This is a genomic window from Neolewinella maritima (assembly GCF_923081025.1).
Lineage (GTDB): Bacteria > Bacteroidota > Bacteroidia > Chitinophagales > Saprospiraceae > Neolewinella > Neolewinella maritima.
Genome location: NZ_CAKLPZ010000004.1, coordinates 288386 through 303981 on the forward strand (window position 1 = coordinate 288386; position 15596 = coordinate 303981).

18 protein-coding genes are annotated in these 15596 nt (G+C 58.7%); 9 read left to right on the forward strand and 9 right to left on the reverse strand.

The window, feature by feature from the left end; translation table 11 throughout:
* Positions 1-6: 6 nt before the first annotated feature.
* On the forward strand, positions 7-951 hold the full coding sequence (locus MJQ68_RS15345) for an SdiA-regulated domain-containing protein (protein WP_238752016.1): 945 nt from the start codon (positions 7-9) through the stop codon (positions 949-951).
* Positions 938-2164: a Pycsar system effector family protein gene (locus MJQ68_RS15350; protein WP_238752017.1), complete on the forward strand. Its 1227-nt coding sequence runs from the start codon at positions 938-940 to the stop codon at positions 2162-2164. Before MJQ68_RS15345 ends, MJQ68_RS15350 begins: the two co-directional genes overlap by 14 nt.
* Here the strand turns inward: MJQ68_RS15350 and MJQ68_RS15355 are convergent, their stop codons facing one another.
* Positions 2165-3337, reverse strand: coding sequence for a cellulase family glycosylhydrolase (locus MJQ68_RS15355; RefSeq protein ID WP_238752018.1), 1173 nt, complete (start codon positions 3335-3337; stop codon positions 2165-2167). It lies immediately after the preceding gene.
* A gap of 24 nt (positions 3338-3361) precedes the next feature.
* Entirely contained in the window at positions 3362-5677 is a 2316-nt protein-coding gene (locus tag MJQ68_RS15360) for an ATP-dependent helicase (RefSeq protein WP_238752019.1), read from the reverse strand.
* Between the two features lie 92 nt (positions 5678-5769).
* Between MJQ68_RS15360 and MJQ68_RS15365 the strand changes: the two genes are divergently transcribed.
* Entirely contained in the window at positions 5770-6375 is a 606-nt protein-coding gene (locus tag MJQ68_RS15365; protein WP_238752020.1) for a Uma2 family endonuclease, read from the forward strand.
* A gap of 1 nt (position 6376) precedes the next feature.
* Here MJQ68_RS15365 and MJQ68_RS15370 read toward each other — a convergent pair whose 3' ends face one another.
* The 6 genes from MJQ68_RS15370 to MJQ68_RS15395 are packed head-to-tail and all read right to left on the reverse strand — an operon-like array spanning position 6377 to position 10384.
* Complete coding sequence (locus MJQ68_RS15370) at positions 6377-6907, reverse strand: KdsC family phosphatase (protein ID WP_238752021.1); 531 nt, start codon at positions 6905-6907, stop codon at positions 6377-6379.
* Positions 6904-7149 carry a Fe-S cluster assembly protein IscX gene (iscX, locus tag MJQ68_RS15375; protein ID WP_238752022.1) on the reverse strand — a complete coding sequence of 82 codons (246 nt, stop codon included), beginning with the start codon at positions 7147-7149 and terminating at the stop codon, positions 6904-6906. The genes MJQ68_RS15370 and iscX overlap by 4 nt, the downstream gene beginning before the upstream one ends.
* Positions 7150-7158: 9 nt before the next feature.
* A complete protein-coding gene (locus MJQ68_RS15380; protein ID WP_238752023.1) occupies positions 7159-7500 on the reverse strand; it encodes a 2Fe-2S iron-sulfur cluster-binding protein in 342 nt (113 codons plus the stop codon).
* Between the two features lie 3 nt (positions 7501-7503).
* Complete coding sequence (gene bioA / locus MJQ68_RS15385) at positions 7504-8814, reverse strand: adenosylmethionine--8-amino-7-oxononanoate transaminase (RefSeq protein ID WP_238752024.1); 1311 nt, start codon at positions 8812-8814, stop codon at positions 7504-7506.
* Complete coding sequence (locus tag MJQ68_RS15390; RefSeq protein WP_238752025.1) at positions 8802-9731, reverse strand: alpha/beta fold hydrolase; 930 nt, start codon at positions 9729-9731, stop codon at positions 8802-8804. Before MJQ68_RS15390 ends, bioA begins: the two co-directional genes overlap by 13 nt.
* 35 nt (positions 9732-9766) lie before the next feature.
* A complete protein-coding gene (locus MJQ68_RS15395; RefSeq protein ID WP_238752026.1) occupies positions 9767-10384 on the reverse strand; it encodes a NifU family protein in 618 nt (205 codons plus the stop codon).
* A 160-nt stretch (positions 10385-10544) separates the two neighbouring features.
* On the opposite strand from MJQ68_RS15395, the gene MJQ68_RS15400 reads away from it, so the two are divergent.
* The 5 genes from MJQ68_RS15400 to MJQ68_RS15420 are packed head-to-tail and all read left to right on the forward strand — an operon-like array spanning position 10545 to position 14752.
* Complete coding sequence (locus MJQ68_RS15400) at positions 10545-11426, forward strand: porin family protein (RefSeq protein ID WP_238752027.1); 882 nt, start codon at positions 10545-10547, stop codon at positions 11424-11426.
* Positions 11427-11429: 3 nt separating this feature from the next.
* Positions 11430-12419, forward strand: coding sequence for an anthranilate phosphoribosyltransferase (trpD, locus tag MJQ68_RS15405; RefSeq protein ID WP_238752028.1), 990 nt, complete (start codon positions 11430-11432; stop codon positions 12417-12419).
* Positions 12420-12472: 53 nt separating this feature from the next.
* Positions 12473-13291: an indole-3-glycerol phosphate synthase TrpC gene (gene trpC, locus MJQ68_RS15410; protein WP_238752029.1), complete on the forward strand. Its 819-nt coding sequence runs from the start codon at positions 12473-12475 to the stop codon at positions 13289-13291.
* Entirely contained in the window at positions 13288-13944 is a 657-nt protein-coding gene (locus tag MJQ68_RS15415; RefSeq protein ID WP_238752030.1) for a phosphoribosylanthranilate isomerase, read from the forward strand. Before trpC ends, MJQ68_RS15415 begins: the two co-directional genes overlap by 4 nt.
* Entirely contained in the window at positions 13937-14752 is an 816-nt protein-coding gene (locus MJQ68_RS15420; RefSeq protein ID WP_238752032.1) for a DUF2520 domain-containing protein, read from the forward strand. Before MJQ68_RS15415 ends, MJQ68_RS15420 begins: the two co-directional genes overlap by 8 nt.
* Here MJQ68_RS15420 and MJQ68_RS15425 read toward each other — a convergent pair.
* Positions 14666-15085, reverse strand: coding sequence for a hypothetical protein (locus tag MJQ68_RS15425; RefSeq protein WP_238752033.1), 420 nt, complete (start codon positions 15083-15085; stop codon positions 14666-14668). The genes MJQ68_RS15420 and MJQ68_RS15425 overlap by 87 nt on opposite strands.
* A gap of 193 nt (positions 15086-15278) precedes the next feature.
* Between MJQ68_RS15425 and rplU the strand changes: the two genes are divergently transcribed.
* Positions 15279-15593, forward strand: a complete 315-nt coding sequence (gene rplU / locus MJQ68_RS15430) for a 50S ribosomal protein L21 (RefSeq protein WP_238752034.1) — start codon at positions 15279-15281, stop codon at positions 15591-15593.
* Positions 15594-15596: the final 3 nt, after the last annotated feature.

Consider the following 15596-nt stretch of genomic DNA (forward strand, 5'->3'; position numbering starts at 1 on the left):
CAGCTTATGAACAAAATTTGGGAAAGCCCGAACCTTATTTCTATCGTTATTCTGGTCGCCGTACTGGGAGTAGCCGCCGGATACGTGGCCTTCACCCTCAACCAGCGGCCGGAGACGGAGAGCTTTACCGTCGATGACGACTACTTCTTTCCCTACAACTTCGACCGGCTGGAGCGGGTCGTCAAACTACCCAACGATCTTAAGGAGATCAGTGGGCTATGTCCGGGCTTCGCTCCCGATGAGCTGTTGACGGTGCAGGACGAAGACGGTGAGATCTTTCGCGTCAACGCCCGATCCGGAGAGCTGCTGAGCCGACTTCGCTTCGACAAGGATCGCGACTACGAAGGCATCACGCGCAAAGGCCGGGAGGTATACGTGCTGGAGACGGATGGTGACATTCACCAGTTTACCTACCTCGATTCCGTCGATGAGGTACAGGCCACCAAGTTAGAGACCGACTTCAGCTACCGCAACGATACCGAAGGGATCTGCTACGACTCGATCACCAATACCCTACTGATCGTACCCAAGGAGCAGGAACTCAATCCCGTCGGGGACAGCAACCAGCGGCGGGGTGTATACACCTTCGACCTGCGCACCCAGATGCTGAACCCACAACCTACCTACTACGTCGACGAGCTAGAGGTAGGCCAGATCGTCTACGGCACCAACCGACAGTACCAGGTCAAACCCAGTGGAATTGCCGTAGACCCCTTCTCCGGCAATATTTTTATCCTCTCATCCGTAGGTAATATTCTCGTAGTCATCGATCGCGATAGTGAAGTTAAGCACGTCGAGTTGCTGGAAAAGGGAACGTTCAGCCAACCCGAAGGCATCACCTTCGGTCCAAATGGTGACCTCTACGTCAGCAGCGAGGGACGCAGCGGGCGCGGAATCATTGCTACACTCACCCGTCAGGGTCAACCCACCACCACCGATGAGCAAAGATGAAAAAGCAGTAGTCGAGGAAGCACCGGCCGAAAAAAAGGTCACCATCCTCGACCACGCCAAAACGTACGTCCGCTCGCGGTTTAATGAAGGGCTAGATCCTATCTACCTCTTTCATAATTACGCCTACGCGGAAGAGATCGAAGACAAGGCGGAAGAGCTGGCCAAGGATGCCAAGCTCGATGACCAAACCACCGAACGTCTGCGGCTTGCCGCCCTGTTCTATCCCCTGGGATACACCGGAGGCTCCGAGGGCTGGGCGCAGCGGTCGGCAGACGAGCTGACCACCTTCGCCAAGCAAAAGAACTACGACGCGGGAGATGCCGCCAACTGGATCTCAAACGCACCGGCGGCCACCGCCCAGAGTGACTTTCCCACCCGTCTGTTGCACGATGCGGCCTGGAGCTGGCTGGGGCGTAAGCGCTACGATCGCCGCTCCGACCTGCTGCAACTGGAACGGGAAGCCATCGAGGGAAAACAGGGCGACCCGGTGAAGTTTGGCGAAGAAATGCAGGAGTTTCTACTCCGCTTTAACTACCTGACGGATGAGGGAAAGCGGGAATACGACAGCCGCCGGCGCAAGAACGTCAGCAGTCAGCAGAGCAATAACTACAAGATTCAGCAGAAGGAGGTCAAGGCCAAAACGGGCAAGAACTTCGGTCGCGGCATCGATACGATGTACCGTACGGCCTTCCGCAACCATATCAACCTGAGCCGGATCGCCGACGATAAGGCCAATATGATGATCTCGATCAATACGATCATTCTGTCGATCCTCATCGCCGTATCGGGCGCGGGACTGAGCTTCTTCGAGGAGCTGGTCTTCGACAGCCCGGAATTTTTGGCGCCGATCGTGATCCTGCTCATGAGCTCCCTGACGGCCGTCATCTTTGCCGTCTTCTCGGCCCGGCCCAAGGTCACCGAATACCGCATCAAGAAGCGTAAACTGCTGGAGAGTAAAGAGGCCAGCCTGCTGTATTTCGGCAACTTCCTGAAACTGGAAAAGTCGGACTTCATCAGCTATATGTCCCGGATGAAGATGGACCAGGATAGTCTGTATGATGATCTCGGCCGCGACCTTTATGACCTCGGCCAGGTACTGCACCGCAAGTACTTGTTACTGACCATCAGCTACAATACCTTCATCGGTGGATTGGCCCTGGCGGTGATCACCTTTCTGACGGTCTACATCTGGAACCTGACCAACATGCAGTAGCTAGCGCGCCGCGGTGAGTCGCCGGATAAGCTTCGTTTCCGCAGTGTCGTAGGGTGTGCCATCGGGCCGGAATACATCGTGAAACCAGAGGTCCGGTTCGGCGGTAAAGGTAGAATCCCAACTCGCCCAGGGATAGATCGTTTGGCTCTTGCCCGATACCAGTCCCCAGTTGTATGCACCGATGCGCTGCTCCTTAAATACCGGGAGGTAGCCGGCAAACGTACTCCCGTTGGTGCGTGCCATGTATTCGGTACAGACCAGGGGACGGTCATAGCGCGCCAGGTGATCTAGCCAAAGAGCCTGTAGACTTTCCGGATCACCGTAGGAGTGAAAACTGATGATATCGGAGTTGTTGAGCTGAAAAGCATTAAAGGCCGTCATATCCCCGGGATCGGCGATACTCTGCCACCACACCCCGGCGGTGAGGGGTTGGGAGGGGTCTACTTCGCGTGCCCATTCGAAGGTGGCACGTAGCAGCGCGAACACGCGCGCGGGCTTGCTGTCTACCTGCTCCTTGGGGAACTTGCCGAAATTGTGGTTATCGGGCTCGTTGTACAGGTCGTACATATACACCCGCTCATCACCATCGAAGTGACGTAACATGCCCTGTACGTAGGCCTTGAACTGCGGAAAATGACTGCGGTCGCCGGTCAGCTGTCGCTCGGGCGGGCTTTGCACCCAGCCGCTGTTGTGCGTATGGGGGGTAGGATCGGGCTGGGTACCCAGCTCGCTTTCCGGGTTCCAAACGGAATCGAAAAGCACGAAGGTGGTGGAGATACCGTGGCGGTCGGCGATGGATAGGTACTGCTCCAGCCGGTCCAAAAATGCCGTACTGTCCTGTTCCCACAAGAGGTTGTGCAGGTAAACCCGCATGGAATTCATACCGATAGCAGCCGCCCAGCCCAACTCCTGATCGATCTGATCGGGGTTGAATGTTTCCGCCTGGAACATCTCCAGCTGATTGATGGCACCGCGGTTGTTGTAGTTAGCCCCGACAACCCAGGGGCGGGCGGCATAGTATGCACTGGCCTTTTCGGATGACCACCGGCCCGCTACGGTACTAGTGTCCATACCGGAAGGCGTCGGCACGTCGGCTGTATTGTCCGTAGTGGAAGCGGGGGGACCACCGCAAGACAGTAAGACCAGGAGGGGAAGCAGGGAAAGTAACTTCATAGCAGGAAGTTACGTGTACCCGTCCTAATCCAGTACCTGCAGTTTGGCAAACTTGAGCATGATGCGCTTTTCGGGCTGCGGTAACTCACTGAAGTGAATAGTGGCAATACGGTTGTCCGACCCACCGTCCACGTGCAGCACCTTACCCTCCCCGAACTTCAGGTGGAGGACATTGCGCCCCACCTGTACTTCCGTGGTGGGACTAGGCTTGAACGTTGCGGGATCCACCTTGGGAGAGGCGAAGCGGGCCGTACCCCGGCGGTTGCGGGGGGTGACTCCGGTGACCCGTGCGCGGTGCTCGCGCTGCCGTGCTACCTTATCGAATTCAAAGTCGTTGCTGCGCCGTCCGCCGCCGGTCGTATTCTCTACCGCGTCGGCCGGAACTTCGGAGAGGAAGCGGCTGGGCTCGTTCATGACCATCTTCCCGTAGCGGTAGCGGGTATTGGCGTAGCTCAGGGTGAGGTAGAGTTCGGCGCGGGTGATGGCTACGTAAAACAGCCGGCGCTCCTCGTCGAGCCCGTCGGTAGAGTCCATACTCATCCAGCTGGGGAAGAGCTTTTCCTCCAGGCCGACGACAAAGATAGCTTTGTACTCCAAGCCCTTGGCGGCGTGCACGGACATGAGCGTCACGACATCGGCGTTCTTGGTGTCGCCCTCGTCGGCGTCAGTCAGCAGGGCGATATTCTGCAGGTAGGTTGCCAGCGACTTATCGGGTAGCGTATCGGTATCGATGACGGTGTCTTCTTCGACGAAGGATTTGATACCGTCCAGCAGCGCCTCGTGGTTCTCCAACCGGCCCATGCCTTCGATGGACTTATCGTTGCGGAGCATATCGGTCAGACCGCTAGCCTTGGCGATCATGTCGGCGATCTCGTAGGCATCGGCTGTGTCGGCCTTCGCCAGTGCCTTTTCGATGATGTGGATGTAGCCGTCGGCCGCATGCCGGGTACGCTTGGGCAGGGCTACGTGCTTGAGCGCCTCGAACAGCGTCATACTCTCGGCCCGGGCTAGGGTCGCAACCTTGGCAATACTGGTATTCCCGATGCCGCGCTTGGGATGATTGATCGAGCGGCGGAAGGCTTCCTCGTCATTGGGGTTGACGACCATGCGCAGGTAGGCAATCAGGTCCTTGACTTCCTTGCGCTGGTAGAAGCTCTGTCCGCCGTACACCCGGTAGAGGATATTAAAACGGCGCAGGTACTCCTCGAAGATCCGCGACTGGGAGTTGGTGCGGTACAGGATGGCGATGTCGCTGTTCTGCAGATGGTAGCGGTTCTTCTGCTCCAGGATGGTATCAGCTACACGGCGGCCCTCCTCGTTGTCGTCTACGGCCTTGATGACGCGGATCTTGTCCCCTACCCCCTTGTCACTCCAGATGCTCTTCTGGATCTGCCGCTTGTTGTAGCTGATCACGGCATTGGCCGTATTGACGATATTCTCCGTACTGCGGTAATTCTGCTCGAGCTTAAAGGTCTGGATGCCAAACTGCCCGAAGTCCTGCTCGAAGTCCAGAATATTTTGAATCGTAGCCCCCCGGAAGGCGTAGATCGACTGGGCGTCATCACCCACCACACAGATATTACGAGGACTCTGGGGATACTGCACCAATTTCTTGATGATGGCGTACTGCAGCGTATTCGTATCCTGAAATTCGTCTACGAGCACGTACTTGAATTTCTCGCGGTACTTCTGTACTACCTCCGGCACGTTCTGTAGAAGCTCAAAGAGGCGGAACAGCAGGTCATCAAAGTCCATCGCCCCGGCCTGCTTACAGCGGGCGACGTAGGCGGTATAGATCTTGGAGACGAGCGGCATATTGGCCAGCTTATCCTGCGCCAGGAGTTCTTCATTCTGCTGGTACAGCTTGGGCGTGATCAGGCTACTCTTGGCCGAGCTGATGCGGTTCTTGATGGAGTTGGCGCCGTACACCTGCTTGTCCAGGTTCATCTCACGGACGATGCTACCGATCAGGCTCTTGGTATCGTCCGTATCGTAGATCGTGAAGTTACTGGGGTAGCCGATGTGCTGGGCCTCCACCCGCAGGATACGCGCGAACAGGCTGTGAAAAGTACCCGCCCAGATGTAGCTGGCGCGCTTGCCGATCACCGTCTCGATGCGCTCCTTCATTTCCCGCGCCGCCTTGTTGGTAAACGTCAGCGCCAGGATCTCCCAGGGGGCGGTACCCTGCTCGATGATGTGGGCGATGCGGTAGGTCAGTACGCGCGTTTTGCCCGAGCCGGGGCCGGCTACGACCAGTACGGGGCCGTCCGTAGTAGTCACCGCCTGCCGCTGTATATCGTTGAGGGAATCGAGGTAGCTGGTAGTGGTGGTGTCGGCCATGTTATACGGGAGTTGAGCGGGGCGGCCAAGATAAGCAACAATTTGTTGGTCGGGGGCGCGAGTGCGGTGTATATTTGGACAAACGATCAGCTATGGTTGCCGTCAAAGTCAAACTGCCCATCGAGCAATATTTAGAAGTAGAACGTCAGGGGGAAGTACGTTTAGAGTATCACCACGGGGATTTATACGCCATGGCGGGGGGGACAATTAATCACACTACACTGTGCACCAATGTGAGCGCAATCCTTCTACGCGAGACCAAGCGCCGGGGGGAAGGTTGTCGAACCTTCAATTCCGAGCTGAAAGTCGAAATAGAAGAGGCAGCTCAGTACGTCTACCCCGATGCTACCGTGGTCTGCGGGCCGGTCAAAGAATCCGATAAAATAATGGGCGCCATTTGTAATCCGACGCTGGTGGTGGAAGTAGTTTCCGACAGTTCCGGTGACTACGATCGCGGCGCTAAAATGCGCTATTACCTCTCCCTATCAAGCATACAGGAATATTTGGTAATTGAGCAGGATCGCCCCGCCGTCACCATATACCGGCGTCAGGGGCCGGGAACGCTGGGCAGATATGACTATGCCGACGGGCTGGATTCATCTATTGTACTAGAATGCATCGGTGTCACCCTGTTAATGGCCGAGCTCTACGCTGATGTAGACTTTGGTGACTCGCCGGTCTTTCCACCGAAAAGCTGACCTACACCGATCGCGGCACCTCCTCCTCACTACCGGGCAGCCACAGCCCCTTCACCCGCAGGGTCCGCTCGATCACGTCCCGCACCGCACCGGCGCCCCCGCCCTTATTACTTACGTATTTGGCTAGCGAAAGAATCTCCGGACAGGCATCCAGCGGACAGGTCGGGAAGCCCACCAAGCGCATCACCTCGTAATCCGGCACATCGTCGCCCATGTAGAGCACGCCGGCGTCATCCAGTTCGTATAGGTCCATGAACTCCCGGTAGGCTTCCACCTTGTCCTGCACGCCGTAGTAGACATCGACTACGCCGAGCCCCTGCAGCCGCTCTACGACACCCAGGCTTTTGCCGCCGGTGATCACGCAGACCTTGTAGCCCACGTCCAGCGCCCGCTTGATGGCGTAGCCGTCGCGCACGTTCATCTGCCGCAGCAGGCTTCCGTCTTCCAGTACAAGCAGTTGGGAGTCCGTCAGTACGCCGTCCACATCAAAGATGAAGGTGGAGACTTCGTGGAAGCGCTCTAATTCGTTCATTGATTCTCCCGCCACTCATACACCCACTTAGCCTGAATCTGCTCCAGGTGCTCCTCGGAAGACTGCTCCCGGGTGCCGGTGAATTGCGGAATTTCCACGATCCAGTCCAGCAGATCGGTGAAGCGGATGCGGTAGATCTTGTCCTGGCCGAACTCGTCGCCAAAGCGGTCGTACAGCGCAATGGCAATATCCTCGTGATCGGCCCAGCCGAAGGGAAAGTCGTTGAAGTCTTTGAAGCTCATGGGGTGGGGTTAGTGCTCGTGGCCGATAATGCGCCGCTGGTCCGGAATCTCTACTTCAATGACTGCATCCGCATCCAGGATCACCGACTGGCAGCCCAGGCGGCTCTCGATGCGCGGATTGATGGCCCGGTCAATGAAGTCCTCCTCCTTGTCGCTGATCTCCTGCAGCGCCTCACCGCCCTCGTTGACGTAGATGTGGCAGGTGGAGCAGGCGCAGACCTCCCCACAGTTGTGGTTGAGGTGGATGCCGTTGTCCTCGGTCACTTCCAGAATGCTGACGTCGGTCTCGACGCCCTCCACGATCTGGGGTGGGATAGTCTTATCCTCAAAGGTGAATTTTACGGTGGCCATCGGTCAGGGGGTTTCTACGGGGGGCAAAGCTAGTACATAGTTAACCACCGTGCGACACAGCAGTTCTATTTCTCGGTCCGTGATCACGTAGGGCGGCATCAGGTACACCAGCCGGCCGAAGGGCCTGATCCATACCCCCTGCGCCACGCAGTAGGACTGGAAGTGCGCCACGTCCACCGCCTCGTGTAGCTCCACTACCCCCACGGCCCCCAGTACCCGTACATACTTCACGGCATCAAGCTGGGCGGCGGCGCGCAGGTGCCGGGTCAATTGGGAAGCGATGCGCTGTACGTGGGAAGGCCAGTCACTACCAAGCAGCAGATCGATACTCGCTACCGCCACGGCACAGGCCAGCGGATTGCCCATGAAGGTAGGGCCGTGCATGAGCACGCCGGCCGCTCCCCCACTGATCGTCTCTGCGACGTGGGCGCTGGTGATCGTAGCGGCCAGCGTGAGGTACCCCCCGGTGAGCGCCTTGCCGATGCAGACGATATCCGGACGGGCAGAGGCCGTATGGCTCAGGAACAGCTGTCCGGTGCGCCCGAAGCCCGTGGCGATCTCGTCGTAGATCAGCAATAGACCATGGGCATCACAAAGGCGGCGGAATTCCGGCAGGTAAGCGGGGCTGTAGAAGTGCATCCCCCCGGCACCCTGCAACACCGGCTCTACGATGAAAGCCACGGCGTGAGCAGCGTGCTCCGCGAAGAATTGCTCTAGTCCCTCGAGGTAAGCCTGATCGATGGCTTCGTCCACCCCGCCCGGCGGACGATCGTAGAATGCATGCTGCGGCAGAAAGCCGGCGAAGAGTTGGTGCATCCCCCCGACCGGATCGCAGACCGACATCGGTCCCGTCGTATCGCCGTGGTAGCCGCCGCGCAGGGTCAGAAACTGACTACGCTGCGTACCGTGGCCCCGGGCGTGCTGGTACTGCACGGCCATCTTCATGGCTACCTCTACGCTGACCGAACCGCTGTCAGCCAGGAAGATGCGATCTAGTCCGTCGGGCATCAGGTCGACCAGCCGCTTGCCGAGCTCGATGGCCGGCGCGTGAGTGAGTCCGCCGAACATCACATGACTCATCTTGGTGAGCTGTGCCCGGGCCGCCTCGTTCAATTCAGGAACATTGTAGCCATGGATCGCGCACCACCAGCTGGCCATGCCGTCGATCACTTCGCGCCCGTCCGCCAACCGCAGCGTGCAGCCTTCGGCGGAGGCTACTTCGTAGACGGGCAGGGGGTCGGTCAGACTCGTATAGGGATGCCAGAGGTGCCGGCGATCGAAGGCGGCGGAAGTGGTGGCTACTACTTTAGCCATGCCGTCAGGGTAGTTAAAAACCGCGCGTGCTGATCCACATAGGGGAAGTGGGAGGCAGACTCCATGCATAAAAAGTAGTCGGTACCCAGTAAGCTCTCGATGTGATCCAACTGTTGGGGATCAAACAGTCCGTCTTCCATACCGTACAGCCCATACACCGGCGTGCCCTGGGTGTGAAGCGCTGTGATCTGCTCGGTAAGGTCGAGCATCGTGTACCGTTCGTGGGCGTAAAAGCCCTGTACAGCGAGGTAGGCCGGGGCATTTTTAGCGCGTTGGGCACTGGTGTCCCGGGCGATGGATGCGTAGAGGGAGTCTGCCGCTGGAGTCGACACGGCAGGCCGGTATAAATCATTTTGCATCGCGTGGGCAAACAGGTAGGTAGCGTAGTCGAGGGAGGCGGTATCCATCTGCTCCAGCATACCGATGTACGCTAGGTTCGTACTGTCGTTACTTGATTCGTAAAGTGCTCTGGAACGACCTAGGATGGTCCGAAGACTGGCCTGCAGATCGATCGGTGCACTCAGTAATACTACCGCAGTCGTTCGCTCGGGATGCTGGCTAGCGTAGTGCGTAGCCAGAATACCACCGAAGCTATGGCCCAATAAAATGATGGAGGATATCGCGTGCTGATCCAGAATAGTGTCGATATCGGCCAGTGATTCCGCGAAAGTGTAGCCGGCCGGTACCGTCTTGGATCTGCCCTCCCCCCTGCGATCATAGACGATGACATAAAAGCCCCTATCCGCTAGCTCCTGGGCAGTCGTTACTTCGAAGGAGGCAGCGTTGAAACCGGGTCCGCCGTGGAGATAGAGCAGCGCGGGGTTTGTTGCCGTACCATAGGCACGTACGTACACGTTCTGCGCCCACAGCCGGGTGGTGCCCAGACTAAGCACAGCCAGTAAAAAGAGTATACGCATACCGAAATTGAATACGAGCGGAGCAGGCAACGTTCCTAGCCCATCTCCTGCACCACCTCCTTGACCTGTGGCATCATCCGCTTGAGCATCTGCTCGATGCCGGACTTCAGGGTCACGGTGGAGCTGGGACAACCCGAGCAGGCACCCTGCATGATGACCGTCACGATGCCTTCGTGGAAGGACTTGAACTCGATATTACCACCATCCATCTCTACGGCAGGCTTGACGTAGGTATCGATGAGCTCCTTGATCTGGGCGACCGTCTCGGCTTCGTCCTCACTGTACTCATAGCTGACACCGCGGGCTTCCTCAATGCGGGCTACTTCCTCAGCGAATCCGTCCTTGATGATGGGCCGGTTGTCCTCCAGGTAGGTCTTGACGTACTCCTTCAGCTTCAGCATGATGTCGTCCCAGCTGTAGTTGAACTCCTTCGTGATGGTCACGTAGTTGTTGGCGATATAGACCTTCTTGACGTAGGCAAAATCGTAGAGCGCGGCGGCCAGGGGCGACCACTCGCGGGCAAATTCTTCCTCCCGGAACTCGGCCGTGCCGCTGTACAGCATCCGGTTGGTGACGAACTTGAGGGTCTCGGGGTTCGGCGTCTGTTCGGTATAGAGGAGAACGGGGCGCTTGGTGGCGGTGGTAGTGCTCATCGGGGAGGGGTCTTTTTTGGGAGAACGCCTGGTACGGGATTGGGTTGAGCCAACCCCCTGGCGGGTAGCCCGCTCCCTGTAGTATAGCCCCCGCACCCGCGCGCCGCGCCGGGCCACCGTTCCACATTTTCGGCCCATCTTTGCCGCGAAATTATTCACCATGCCCCTGCCCCGTATCCTTTGTCTGTTTGCCCTTCTGACCTGCACCAGCCTTACGGCCCAGGAGTTCAGCGGAGGGTTCCGCGCGGGCCTCAACTTCATTTCCTTCGACGGCGATGCGGAAATGGGCGCGATCGGCGGCAGCGATATGACCCTGGAAGAGTTCAACCGCACGACCGGCTTTCACGTCGGGGCCACCTTTGCCTACGCCTTTACGGATCTATTTGGCTTTAAGGCCGACCTGATGTACAGCCAGAAGGGCGGCGAAGTGCTCTACACCGGCCCCTCCTACTTTTTTCTTTACGCCCCCGATGGGACCGCGGAACGCATTCAGGGCGAACTACAGAGCGAGCGCGATGCATTGAATAGCTACATCGATATACCAGTGGTCGCCTACTACCGACTCGGCCCCCTAGAGCTGGAGGGCGGACTCAGTATGGGTCTGCTGGTCAACAGCCGTGCATCCGGCTCGGCCACCTACACTGCTAATCTTGACCCCCAGGGGCGGGGCCTGGCCGATCTATCCTACAACTACGACTACAATTACTTCGATGAGACCATTGGTCGAAACGCCGCCCTGGAGTTCTCCAATACCAGCGCGATCGCCAACGCCCCCGCCGTGGTCAATGCCTACTACAACGCTACGGACAACCGGCCGCTGTACCGACGGCTCGACTTCGGACTGGTCGGCGGTGTGTCCTACTTCCTCAACAACGGTCTGTACTTGGGAGCCCGCTACCAGCTGGGACTAACCGACGTGACCCGCGGCGAGAACGACCAGCGTCTGTATAGTGCCCCCGGCGGCAGCGAGGAGATCGAATACAATACGGACGATAAGGACTACAATCGCGTCATCCAGGCCAGCGTAGGCTTTCGCTTCTAGCCGATGCAGACGCTGCTCAACCAACTCTACGCCCGTGCGCCCCTGAGCCGCCAGAGTGCCTACCAGACCCTGCTGCGCATCGCCAACGGGGAGGCGGCCGAGCCCGAGATCGCCGCCGTCGTCTCAGCCATCAACATGCGCCCGCCCTACCTGTCCGAGATCCAGGGCTTCCGCGATGCCATGCTCGAACTGGCCGTGCCCCTGGATCTGGAAGGCCGCCGGACCATCGATATCGTCGGTACCGGCGGTGACGGTAAGCACACCTTCAATATCAGCACCCTTTCGTGCGTGGTCGTAGCCGGCGCGGGCTATCCCGTCTCCAAGCATGGCAGCTACGGGGTGAGCAGCAAGGTGGGCAGCAGCGACGTCCTGCTGGCGCTGGGCTACGAATTTAGCAACGACCGCGACCGGCTTCTCTCCGATCTGGACCGCGCGGGCATCTGCTTCCTGCACGCCCCGCTCTTCCACCCAGCCATGAAGAATGTGGTGCCGGTACGCAAGGCGCTACGCGTACGCACCTTTTTTAATCTACTGGGTCCACTGATCAATCCCGCCCTCCCCGCCTACCAGTTATTCGGTACCTACGACCGCAGCGTCAGCCGGGTGTACGACTACATTCTCCAGGCCGAATCCGACCGCGCCTACTGCATCGTGCACGCCCTGGACGGCTACGATGAAGTGAGCCTCACCGGCGGAGCGAGTGTGCGCGGCCGCAGGATGCAGGGGGTGCTCTATCCGGCTGATTTCGGACTCCCAATACTACGACCCGAGGAGCTCTACGGTGGCGAGACCCCGGAGGAAGGGCGGGCCATTTTTCTGCAGGTACTGGAAGGGACCGCCACGTCGGCCCAGCAGGCGGTGGTGTGCGCCAACGCGGGACTGGCCATTCAGGTCATCCACCCCGAGCGTAGTCTGATCGACTGCGTAGCGGAGGCTCGGGAAAGTATCGTAAGCGGGCGCGCCCGTGGGGTGCTGCGGAAATTACTGGGCTGAGCCAACTCCGTGCCCGGTTTGTGCCTTATACTGTGCGGATACCCTAGCTGCCTATGGACAATATACTCGACCGCATCGTCGCCCACAAACGCCTGGAAATAGACCGCCGTGCGGAGCAGTTTCCCGTAGAGGCTCTCATGGACAGTGCCGGCTACGCCCACCCGCGCCGTAGCCTCTGCCGGGCCATCGAAGAGAGTAAGGACTTCGGCATCATCGCCGAGTTCAAGCGCAAATCGCCGAGCCAGCAGGATATTAATCTCGAAGCCGATCCTGCCGCCGTCGCGAAGGGATACGTCGAGGCCGGTGCCGCGGCGATCTCCTGCCTCACCGACGTGCAGTTCTTCGGGGCCAAGCCGGACGATATCGATAAGGTACGGGCCGCTGTCAGTGTACCCATCATCCGCAAGGACTTCATCATCGATCGCTACCAAGTGCACGAAGCCCGGGCCATGGGGGCGGATGCGATTCTGCTGATTGCGGCCTGTCTGAGTCCGGCCCAGCTCAATGAGCTCGCAGAGGAAGCCGAAGAACTGGGCCTGCAGGTGATCTGTGAGGTACACAACGAAGACGAGGTGGCCAAGATCAGCCCCAGCGTAGACATCATCGGCATCAACAACCGCGACCTGACGACCTTCAAGGTGGACATCACCACCAGTCTGGAGCTGGAGCCGATGCTGCCCCCCGGCATTCTACGGATCTCGGAGAGTGGCATTGAAGACCCCCAGACGATCGTGAAGCTGCGGCGGGAGAAGTTCAAGGGGTTCCTGATCGGCACCTACTTCATGCGCCAGCCGGATCCGGGACTAGCCTGTGCGGAGTTCATCCGCAAGACCCACACTATTGAAGCTACCTACAAGGACGCTATCGCATGAAAGTAAAGGTCTGTGGGATGCGCGAGCCCGATAACATCGCCGCCGTCAATGGCCTTGGGATCGACTACCTCGGACTTATTTTCCACCCTGCCTCCCCGCGCTTTGCCGGTCAGCCCGCCCTGGGCGAATGGATCGGAGCGAACCGCGACCTGTTCCAGAAAACGGAGCTGGTCGGGGTATTCGTCAACGCAGAGATCGACTACGTACTCAATACCGTCCATGACTACCAGCTCGACTGGGTGCAGCTGCACGGCAATGAAAGCGCGGGCTATTGCCAGGAGCTCAAACTGCTGTGGAGCGTGAATACACTGCGCAAGGCCAGCATCTGTAAAGCCTTTTCCATCACGCCCGATTTTGACTTCAGCGATACGCACGCTTATGCTAGCAGCTGTCCGCTATTTGTTTTCGACACCGGTGGTAAGCAGCAGGCCGGTGGTACGGGGCAGCAGTGGGATTGGAGTAAGCTAGCCGAATACAATAGCCCGGTCCCTTTCCTGCTGAGTGGTGGGATCGGACCGAACGATGCGGCGGCGATCCGGCGGATCGATCACCCGCAGCTGCGGGGCGTGGACGTCAACAGTAAGTTCGAGACCCAGCCGGGCATTAAGGACGTGGAGCTACTGCGCACCTTCGTAGGCCGCCTACATGGATGACACCTTCGCTATCGTCGGTAGCGGCCACCTGGCCTGGCACCTCAGTCAGCTACTCGAGGGGCCGGTGGTAGTTGTTTCACGCAGCGGTAGTCCGGCCGACTGGCCGGTACCCATCATCACCCATCGCGAGCTAGCTAACTATCACCTCAAGGCTGTATTTCTTGCCGTACCCGATAATGCGATTGCCGGAGTAAGCAGACGGCTCTCGGAAATTCTGCCCCCTACGCTACCGGTGTATCACACGAGTGGTGCGACCCCCCTCGACCGGATCGATCCATACTTCACGGAACGTGGTGTACTCTGGCCCATCCGATCGCTACGGCTTGGCGAACCGGTGAGCGACTGGCGGGATCTTCCGCTGGTCGTGTATGCCAGCACCACCAGCACGCGGACACTAATTACCGCAGTAGCGCGGGCGCTCAGCGATACGGTGGCCTACCTCGACGACGAGCAGCGGGCCCAACTACATTTGGCCGCGGTGTTTTCCAATAACTTCGTCACGGCGCTTTACGATGTAGCGCACCGGCTTTGCCAGCAGGCGGATGTTCCCTTCGATTTGCTGCTGCCGATCATGCGTCATACTGCAGCACAGCAGGATGGCACCCCACCCCGCGACCGACAGACCGGAGCGGCCGCCCGTGGAGATACCGCTACTATCGACCGGCATCTAGCGCTGATCACTGTCCCGGCTTACCGGGATATCTACCGCAGCCTAACCGACCTAATCCTCCAGTATCGGCTGCCCGAGCACAACGCGGACCTCCGGCGTGATGCGGACGACGACCTTCAGGATGAGGGGATCGCGTAGGCTTGCCTTGGTCTGACGCTGTAGGCGGTAGGCCGTCCGGATGGCGGTGAATACCATGGTGAGGGCGGTTTCCCCCTTATGGGCGGCCATTCGTTCCTGTAGCGCTTCTTCACTCCAGTCACTGTGCTGCCCTAGCAGCTCTACATTTAGGGACGGGCTTAGGGCGAGCGCCATAGAGAAGCTCGTGATCTCCAATCCGTACCCTGCTAGCGTAGGAAAGATATCTAGCCAGTCTTCGATGAGTTTGTTGGTCCGTTCCCGGGTGCCCTCGCCTACGGTGCTGGCCAGTCCGGCTACCGCTTTGCGGGCCCCGTCGAGTATGTCGTCTAGCATGGCGTGCATATTTTTGGTCAAGTTCGTCAGCTTGGATCGAATAGCGTTGGCTATTCGACGGGGGGCACGCGGGGCTAGACCATCGCACCGGCGTACGCGCCCGTAGCAGCTTACCGCCTTTGTCTTCGGTAATTGACAATTCCTCCTTACCTTTGCGCCCCGAAATCATTTTTTTCACCAACATCATACTCAGATGTTTGCAATCGTAACCATAGCCGGTCAGCAATTCAAAGTTGAGGAAGGTCAGGAGATCTTCGTCCACCGGTTAGAAGCCAAAGCCGGCGACTCCGTCAGCTTCGACGCAGTGCACCTCCTCGCCGACGGCGATGACGTCACCGTAGGCACGCCGATGCTCAGTGGCGCCTCCATCGGCGCTACCGTCGTTGACCCCCTCGTCAAAGGAGACAAAGTCATAGTCTTCAAGAAGAAGCGCCGCAAGGGCTACCGCGTCAAGAACGGACACCGGCAGCAGTACACCAAATTGAAGATCGACTCCATCGCGAGCTAATCA

Bases quoted from the DNA above. Each gene is read 5' to 3' on its own strand.
- MJQ68_RS15425 (WP_238752033.1), bottom strand. From the start codon at position 15,085: ATGCTAGACGACATACTCGACGGGGCCCGCAAAGCGGTAGCCGGACTG.
- trpD (WP_238752028.1), top strand. From the start codon at position 11,430: ATGCAGACGCTGCTCAACCAACTCTACGCCCGTGCGCCCCTGAGCCGC.
- MJQ68_RS15370 (WP_238752021.1), bottom strand. From the start codon at position 6,907: ATGAACGAATTAGAGCGCTTCCACGAAGTCTCCACCTTCATCTTTGAT.
- MJQ68_RS15415 (WP_238752030.1), top strand. From the start codon at position 13,288: ATGAAAGTAAAGGTCTGTGGGATGCGCGAGCCCGATAACATCGCCGCC.
- MJQ68_RS15390 (WP_238752025.1), bottom strand. From the start codon at position 9,731: ATGCGTATACTCTTTTTACTGGCTGTGCTTAGTCTGGGCACCACCCGG.
- MJQ68_RS15395 (WP_238752026.1), bottom strand. From the start codon at position 10,384: ATGAGCACTACCACCGCCACCAAGCGCCCCGTTCTCCTCTATACCGAA.
- rplU (WP_238752034.1), top strand. From the start codon at position 15,279: ATGTTTGCAATCGTAACCATAGCCGGTCAGCAATTCAAAGTTGAGGAA.
- MJQ68_RS15360 (WP_238752019.1), bottom strand. From the start codon at position 5,677: ATGGCCGACACCACCACTACCAGCTACCTCGATTCCCTCAACGATATA.
- MJQ68_RS15365 (WP_238752020.1), top strand. From the start codon at position 5,770: ATGGTTGCCGTCAAAGTCAAACTGCCCATCGAGCAATATTTAGAAGTA.
- iscX (WP_238752022.1), bottom strand. From the start codon at position 7,149: ATGAGCTTCAAAGACTTCAACGACTTTCCCTTCGGCTGGGCCGATCAC.
- MJQ68_RS15420 (WP_238752032.1), top strand. From the start codon at position 13,937: ATGGATGACACCTTCGCTATCGTCGGTAGCGGCCACCTGGCCTGGCAC.
- MJQ68_RS15355 (WP_238752018.1), bottom strand. From the start codon at position 3,337: ATGAAGTTACTTTCCCTGCTTCCCCTCCTGGTCTTACTGTCTTGCGGT.
- MJQ68_RS15400 (WP_238752027.1), top strand. From the start codon at position 10,545: ATGCCCCTGCCCCGTATCCTTTGTCTGTTTGCCCTTCTGACCTGCACC.
- bioA (WP_238752024.1), bottom strand. From the start codon at position 8,814: ATGGCTAAAGTAGTAGCCACCACTTCCGCCGCCTTCGATCGCCGGCAC.
- trpC (WP_238752029.1), top strand. From the start codon at position 12,473: ATGGACAATATACTCGACCGCATCGTCGCCCACAAACGCCTGGAAATA.
- MJQ68_RS15380 (WP_238752023.1), bottom strand. From the start codon at position 7,500: ATGGCCACCGTAAAATTCACCTTTGAGGATAAGACTATCCCACCCCAG.
- MJQ68_RS15345 (WP_238752016.1), top strand. From the start codon at position 7: ATGAACAAAATTTGGGAAAGCCCGAACCTTATTTCTATCGTTATTCTG.
- MJQ68_RS15350 (WP_238752017.1), top strand. From the start codon at position 938: ATGAGCAAAGATGAAAAAGCAGTAGTCGAGGAAGCACCGGCCGAAAAA.